Annotated in this window: 6 protein-coding genes; 5 read left to right on the forward strand and 1 reads right to left on the reverse strand. The window is 44.5% G+C overall.

What is annotated here, in order from left to right:
- The first annotated feature begins 200 nt into the window (after positions 1–200).
- The 5 genes from CALK_RS11380 (at position 201) to CALK_RS11400 (ending at position 6173) form a co-directional block, all read left to right on the forward strand.
- Positions 201–1601 carry a TackOD1 domain-containing metal-binding protein gene (locus CALK_RS11380; protein WP_022637816.1) on the forward strand — a complete coding sequence of 467 codons (1401 nt, stop codon included), beginning with the start codon at positions 201–203 and terminating at the stop codon, positions 1599–1601.
- Positions 1582–2937: a glycosyltransferase family 2 protein gene (locus tag CALK_RS11385; RefSeq protein ID WP_022637817.1), complete on the forward strand. Its 1356-nt coding sequence runs from the start codon at positions 1582–1584 to the stop codon at positions 2935–2937. The genes CALK_RS11380 and CALK_RS11385 overlap by 20 nt, the downstream gene beginning before the upstream one ends.
- A gap of 1 nt (position 2938) precedes the next feature.
- Complete coding sequence (locus CALK_RS11390) at positions 2939–3847, forward strand: hypothetical protein (protein WP_022637818.1); 909 nt, start codon at positions 2939–2941, stop codon at positions 3845–3847.
- Positions 3848–4029: 182 nt separating this feature from the next.
- Positions 4030–5109 (forward strand): hypothetical protein, encoded by a 1080-nt coding sequence (locus CALK_RS11395; protein WP_022637819.1) that lies wholly within the window; start codon positions 4030–4032, stop codon positions 5107–5109.
- Positions 5106–6173 carry an HlyD family secretion protein gene (locus tag CALK_RS11400; protein WP_022637820.1) on the forward strand — a complete coding sequence of 356 codons (1068 nt, stop codon included), beginning with the start codon at positions 5106–5108 and terminating at the stop codon, positions 6171–6173. The genes CALK_RS11395 and CALK_RS11400 overlap by 4 nt, the downstream gene beginning before the upstream one ends.
- An 80-nt stretch (positions 6174–6253) precedes the next feature.
- Here the strand turns inward: CALK_RS11400 and CALK_RS11405 are convergent, their stop codons facing one another.
- Positions 6254–7153 (reverse strand): hypothetical protein, encoded by a 900-nt coding sequence (locus CALK_RS11405; protein ID WP_022637821.1) that lies wholly within the window; start codon positions 7151–7153, stop codon positions 6254–6256.
- Positions 7154–7236 lie beyond the last annotated feature (83 nt).

The following is a 7236-nucleotide window of genomic DNA, read 5'->3' on the forward strand; positions in this document are numbered from 1 at the left end:
CAGCTCGCTTTTTCTACTTTAATTGAGGATTTTAGGATTATAATAAACTGCGTACGAAAAGATGTATACATTTCATCCTTACAAAAAAACAACTCAAAACAGGATACGGAACTCTTCTGTGAACAAATAAAATTCTTGCATATCCCCGGCGCATATGTCAGAATAGTGCTGATACTCAATTTCAAAAACAGGATACTCAAATGGTTCTCATCAATATTACGGGAGAAAAATTAAAGCCCTATTTTATCAAAGATATCCCCGATACTGTCCCGGTCATAACATCCTCCGGAGAAATAGAATCAATAACCGATGATCCCGTAGGTTTTATTATTATATCACGGGATGCAAAAAAAACGCATCCTCTTTTGGGATATTTACTGGCCCATGACAAATATTATTATCTGCCCATCTGGATAATTGGAAAAATTACGCCCCTCGAGGAAACTCTCTCGGAGGGAGAATTTTCTGACTGGAATACCAGCCGGACAGTATCAGAACATATAAAATCCATGGCACGCCTCGTACCCGGACTGGAGAATGCAGATCAGGATCAAAAACTTCTCACCTATATGTACGTCCGGGACAATTTTGTTCTGAAACCAATATTCAAGCCCGGCACCATGCAGCTCTATGCCTACCCTCTGCTTACTGTTTTTTCTGAAGATACGGCCATGGTAAATCAATGGCGCTACTCCCTGGAAGACAGAAAACTCATTCAAAAGGATGCCATTCGCGACCGTATACGCCTCTGCCCAAAATGCCACAGCGTCCGAATGAACTATATTGACACATGCACCAATTGCGGAAGTATTGCCATAGAAAAGAAGAATTTCTACCACTGCTTTACCTGCGGAAATGTTGATCAGGAAAAGGCATTTCAAAAATCTGGAATACTGCAATGCCCCAACTGCCGAAGCAATCTGCGACATATCGGCGTAGATTATGACCGAACCCTGGATGATTATCAATGCCGTGATTGCAATGCCATATTTACTGATCCCTATATTGAAGCACAATGCTATGACTGCGATTATAAGGATGATCCGGGAAGTCTTGAAGTTCGTGAGATTTACACCTACACCCTGAGTCAGGACGGGCGTCTTGCCGTACGTACCGGTCAGTTGAAAGAAATGTTTTCCATTCTTGACAGCTTTGACTTCTGTTCAAAGAAATACTTCTGCTCCAATCTTTCCTGGAGCTTAAAGCTGTGGGAACGGGAAAAGGTCCTGGATTTTTCCCTTCTGGTGGTGAAACTTCACAATATTCGAAAAAAAACGCTCTCAGAGGGAGAGACCAGTGTATCCCTTTTTATTGAAGAAATAATACAGCAACTGCGCAACAATATGCGCACCACTGATCTGGTAACCCGAATCAGTGAAGATACGATCGGCATGTATTTACCACTCACTCCTGCTAAAAACCTAAAGATCATTACCTCGCGTCTGGAAGACACAAACCAAAAAGCTGCATCAAAAAACAATAGCGAACCAACTCTTTTATGGAGCTCCTTTTCTGTAAAAACAGACTGGAAGAAAGGATACACCTCGGAGGAAATAATGGGAGAACTCCTGGGGAAAATTGATGATAAAGCCCATGGATAACTTTTTTCTTGATCTTTCCCTGTTTTATATCAATATAGCAGGAGAAATTGCTCACAGATTAGATGCGATACCTTTAGTTATGCGGCTTTTTCCATTCTTTCTTCTTTTGGAAGTTCCATACCAACTACTGATTTCTGTGGGTATTATAAAATATTATTTTATTCACACCGCCGAAAAACATACACCGTCCTCACTGTATTCTCCGCGTATTTCTGTGATTCTCACCTGTTACTCCGAAGGGGAACGCGTGGGCAAGTCTATCCGCTCACTGATACATCAGGAATATTCAGGGGACATCGAAATACTTGCTGTGGTGGACGGATCAGAAAAAAATGCGAAAACCAGTGCAGCAGCGCACAGATATGCACGGGAAGCAGATACGATGCGGGGAAGAACCGTGCGGGTTATTGACAAAAAAGTACGCGGCGGAAGGGTTTCATCCCTCAATGCAGGAAGCCTCTATTCTACGGGTTCCATAATTATGAATCTCGACGGGGATACCTCCGTTGACAATGACATGGCACACAAAATAGTCCGTCATTTTCGAGACCCTCTGGTTCTGGCAGTTTCAGGGAATATTCGCGTGAGAAATATATCCTGCAATGTTGTAACACATTTGCAGGGCCTTGAATATTGTCTTGGTATCGGCGGCGGACGAACGGGACTGAGTGAAATCGGTATGATTAATAATATCAGCGGAGCCTTCGGAGCTTTTCGCAGAACCGTGGTAGAAAAAATTGGCGGCTGGGACACCGGAACCGCAGAGGATCTTGATATAACCATTCGCCTGAAAGAATTTATGGGAAGAAACCCAAAACTGAAAATCGTTTTTGATCCCCATGCCACATCTCATACGGATGTACCGGATCGTTTTCGGGATCTTATCACGCAGAGATTTCGCTGGGACGGCGACCTGGCATTTCTGTATATAAAAAAATACTGGCGCATTTTTACACCCAAAATCGTGGGGTGGAAAAACTTTTTACAGCTTACAGTATACGGTTTAGGCATACAGATTGTCCTCCCCTTTCTGCTGGTTCTCTTTCATGTCTGGCTTATGGTCAATTTTCCCGCAGGCCATGTGGCAGGAATTCTTTCCTTTACCTACCTGGTATATACCCTTTTTACTGCGATTTTTTATTTCCAGTATTTGTGGATGATTTCACGGGAAAAGAAAAAGGACATTCTCCTCATACCATGGATTTTTGTATATCCCGCGTATGCCTTTATTCTTCGTATTATGATGACCCTGTTTATTCTCAAGGAGCTGCTCTTTGAGGCACATAGATATTCGTCCATGGCCCCCCAGTGGGTACTTGAGAAAGGAAAATTCTAATATGTTCATCGCCTGGATTATTCTGCTTGTCAGCCTGCTTTCAGCGGAGTCTGTAAAAACACTGGAAGATTTTGAAGCATTGCATACCACATCATTTGTGGATAATCGATTTGCTGCCCGTAAAAAATCCCTGCAGAAACCCGCAGAGTCGGAGCAGGGACTCCCGCACTCATGGATTTCCACGGGAGTGGAAGGCGGCTACACAAATGATTTGGAACGAGAGCTTTCCTACCCATTTCACTCCGGCTTTATTCGGTATACCATCCCCGTACGACAGATGAATGTGGCGGAGCCATTTGAAAGCACCCGATATTCCCTTGATACCATTTTGCTTAATTATGCACAGACACAGGCTTTGGAAGAAAATCTTTTTGCCATTCAGCAGGCCTATATCACCTATTGGAATAATCGCAGAAAACGCCTCCTTGCAGAACGGGCACTGGAAGAAAAAAACGAGGTTGACAGTATTCTTTCCGATCGAAAAAACTCGGGACTGCTTCTTATGGCTGATAAAGTTGAATTGCAGCAGATATTTACCGCCATAGAAAGAAACCGTAATGAATTTGCCCGCCGTGAAGAGCTGGCACTGACTGAACTTGAGTATCTATGTCGTAGATCCATTCCGCCCTTTACCCCCCTTCAGCCACCCGTGGTACATATTATGGATACATCCCAGTACACCCAAAAGATGATAGGTTCCCGGGAGGATTCTCTTATAACTGTCCTGAAATCTCTTCGTGATGAAGAAAACCGTGATCCCTCCATCTATGCTGCATATACGGGGGTTTCGCTCAGGTATACGGGCAGACCGGAATATGAATTCGGTGGAGACGGCCGTATTTTTTTCAATCTTGATATCCCCTTTGGTGCCCGCCAAACCCGTGCGACCCAAAAAAAAGGGAAACCTTAACCATTCGTGCAGCCATACAGAATACAGAAGAGGAAAAACACCGGATTATTCGCGATTTTACACGACAGTATATACAGTATATATCCCGGAAAAAAGAACTCAGTTCCCGTACAAAATCTCTTGAAAAAAGGCTTCGGGCACTTCGGGGAACATATCTGCGGAGCGGATTTTCCGACGGTGACATGATTACTGTTTTTATTCATACACGCCACCGCTATTATCAGGGCATACTTGAATATTTTGATGCGGAAGCAGAATATATTCTCAGTACCTACGACGTTAAAAACAGTGCACGCTCCTCAGTTGCACACTCCCGTTCTTCTCATATTGATATATCCTACGAAAGTAAAAACAGACCGCAAAAACAACTTCTCAATCTCAAACTTTCTCCAATGATTGAAAAAAATATATCCGTGCAGGAAATGGAATCACGCTTTGAAGAAAAAATCTTACCCCCCGATACCTCAGTGGAAACAGAAAGAATCAATACCCCGACAAAGAAACACAGCTTTTTTGTGTGGTCCCGCAATGATTTTGAACTACACCGCCTCGAAAAAGACATTCAAACCCTTGCGGTGGCATTCTCCGCAGAAGAAGTCAATCAACTTAAAACAAATCCGCGTAAGCGGGAACAACTGCACCAATATATAGGGACACTGCATCAACGGGGCATAGCTGTGGGCCTGCTCTTGGGTGAACCCCGATGGATGCTTCCCGAGTTTCGCGACAATCTAAAAGAACTGCTTGTATTCTTTTCACAATTCAGTTTTGACGAAATAGTCTATGACCTGGAGCCCAATCAGCTTTCACAGCCGGGCTACATAGATGAGCCTCTGAGCGATTCTCTGGCCCTGGTGCGCCTATGGGAAACCCTTACTGAGCTCCAACCATATACTTTTGCCCCCTTTTCCTGTGCCGTTCACTACCGCTACCTGACACAAAAAATTGACAACAGGGCCTTCGGCAGTCTGATAAAAGGTCTTTCTCCGCACCATATCATACTTATGATATATTCGGGGAATCACGCCACTGTCACCCGGCGTATGCAGCGGCTGCTGTCAGAATTCCCCACCCTGCCTCTGAGCGCGGCAGTATCTGTGGAACCCACTCCCATTGTCGCCGATGACGAAACCTACGCGCAGCACAGCAGCGAAGAATTTTACAATGTACTGGAGAAAATACATACAGATCTTAAAAGTTTTTCACAATTTTCGGGACTTTGGATTCAGTCCATGGAGTTTTATCAGGAGATGCAAAAATGAAAATACGATTCACCAATAATTCCTTAAATACTGCAGAACGTAAAAATGGTGTCAATGTGATCTACTCTGCCGCAAAACGAAGCTTCCCGCGTATACGCTGGCTTATTATAGTGGGTATAGTCATATCGCCGCTTCTGTTTTTTCTGGGAATGATCCTGCTCAATACCCTCTATATAGAAAATACGGGGTATGTCCACTCACTGCACACCCATATTTTTGCCATTGAAGACGGTCGGGTTGAACAGCTGTTTTACCATCGGTTCTCACCCATTGACTCCGGGGCACAAATACTATCATTTTCCCCTCACTCATCCCAGGTATATCAGGAGAACCCCATATCCCTTCCCCCCTCATCAGAACGGGAGGATGAAACTATTCATATTCTGAAAGAACGAATCGGCAGTGAAGAACGCGAGGCTAGCCGAGCCTACACAAAACTTGAAAATATGCGGCAGCTTATGCAACGGGGGGCTGCAACATCGCGTGAAGTCGATGCCGCCAGAAGAGTCTATATGGGACACCGAAACACCCTGCAGTCTCTTCTGCGTGAATATGGTACCCGCACAAAAAACATCAATACAGAAGACCAGCCACTCACAGCAGCGGCCGGCTCACATCGATATACAGAACCATACACCGCACCCTGGAACGGCCGAATTATTAAACAGCATGCAGAACCGGGAGAATGGCTAAAACGCCATGACCGGTTAGTAACTCTGCAGAAAAACCCCGCAGAATACACTATCCGACTCTCCATAAAGCCACAACAACTATCTCATATACAGGAAAATACGGTAATGAAACTTTCGTCTCAAACGGGGGGTGATATTCGTGCACGGGTGATTTCCCTGGATCCCTATATTCCACCGGAAGAACTGCAGGAGCGCCCCTATTTTTTTCAAGACTCCCGACATATCACCATACTCCTGGAACCGATGGAGACTCTCCCTGAACAATTCCGCATCATCGGGCTTCCGCTGACTTCACGAAATCCACGGTTCAGCTTTTTGTACAAAATACGTGAATTTCAACGTAAGAATATCCGCCCTCTTTTCACGCTATGAAAGAGTAACGGGGGGCTGTTCTAATACGCATACTACCAGTACACATAAAACAGCCCCGCTCAATCACTTACCGGGACAAGCTAAAAAATAAAATCAGAGCCGATATGAAAACTCACATCACGGTCAACATCATCGCCGCTTTCTATGAGGGGAATATTCACCCGTGCATAAAAAGACTGCCAGAACGGCGACCCGATTTCATCATAGGAAAAAAGCGGGGTAATATCTACTAGGAAGAGGTTATCACTTCGGTAGTCTCCGCTTATAATATCATCAATAATTTCATCATCACCGGCATCAACCAGAGTGAATTTTGTCAAAAGCGCAACGGAAAGGCCGTCCCACATATGACGTTTATATCCCGGAGTAACACTCAAGACAGCAGGATAGGTGTACTCAAAGGCGTCATTGAAACCATCACCGTCCCATTCGTAGGAGTTTTTCCAGCTGTATGACACGGAAGCCATAACAAGCCCATCAGGTACGGTATATACACCCGAAAGATACGCAGCATACCCCGTGGTAGCATGCCCGAGAAGGAAATCCTCCCCCGTGGGCAGGCTCAGGGATATTCCACCGCTTATAAACAGAGAGTTTGGAAGTATACCGCTATAAAAAAGACGAAGTGAAATATCTCCCAGACCGAACCGTTTCTTTTCTTCCCGCTCATCGGAATCCCAATACTCCTTACCGATAATAAACGGAATATGAGTAGAAAGATTCAGCCCACGTGCCCAACGGGGGGCATACCGCAGGGGAATGCTGAGATAAGGGAGGCGTCTGTTGAGAATAAATTCAGGATTTGCACCGAATTCAGCTGCGCTTTCATAGAAATAAAAGTCCTGAATACCCAAATAGGGATTTGAAAGAACTGGATTGGAGGGATCGTGAGTAATAAGGGAATCCTGCTGAACAATCCAATCTCCCAGAGCAAAACGATCCTCTTCTCCGTGAACTGCAAAAAAACAAAATCCCTGCAAGTATAATACAGACACCTGCTGTTTTCATAAAAGCCTTGGACCTTCTACAAAAAAGTCACAGTGTGTTAAGACATATATATTAT

It is taken from the genome of Chitinivibrio alkaliphilus ACht1 (assembly GCF_000474745.1).
Lineage (GTDB): Bacteria > Fibrobacterota > Chitinivibrionia > Chitinivibrionales > Chitinivibrionaceae > Chitinivibrio > Chitinivibrio alkaliphilus.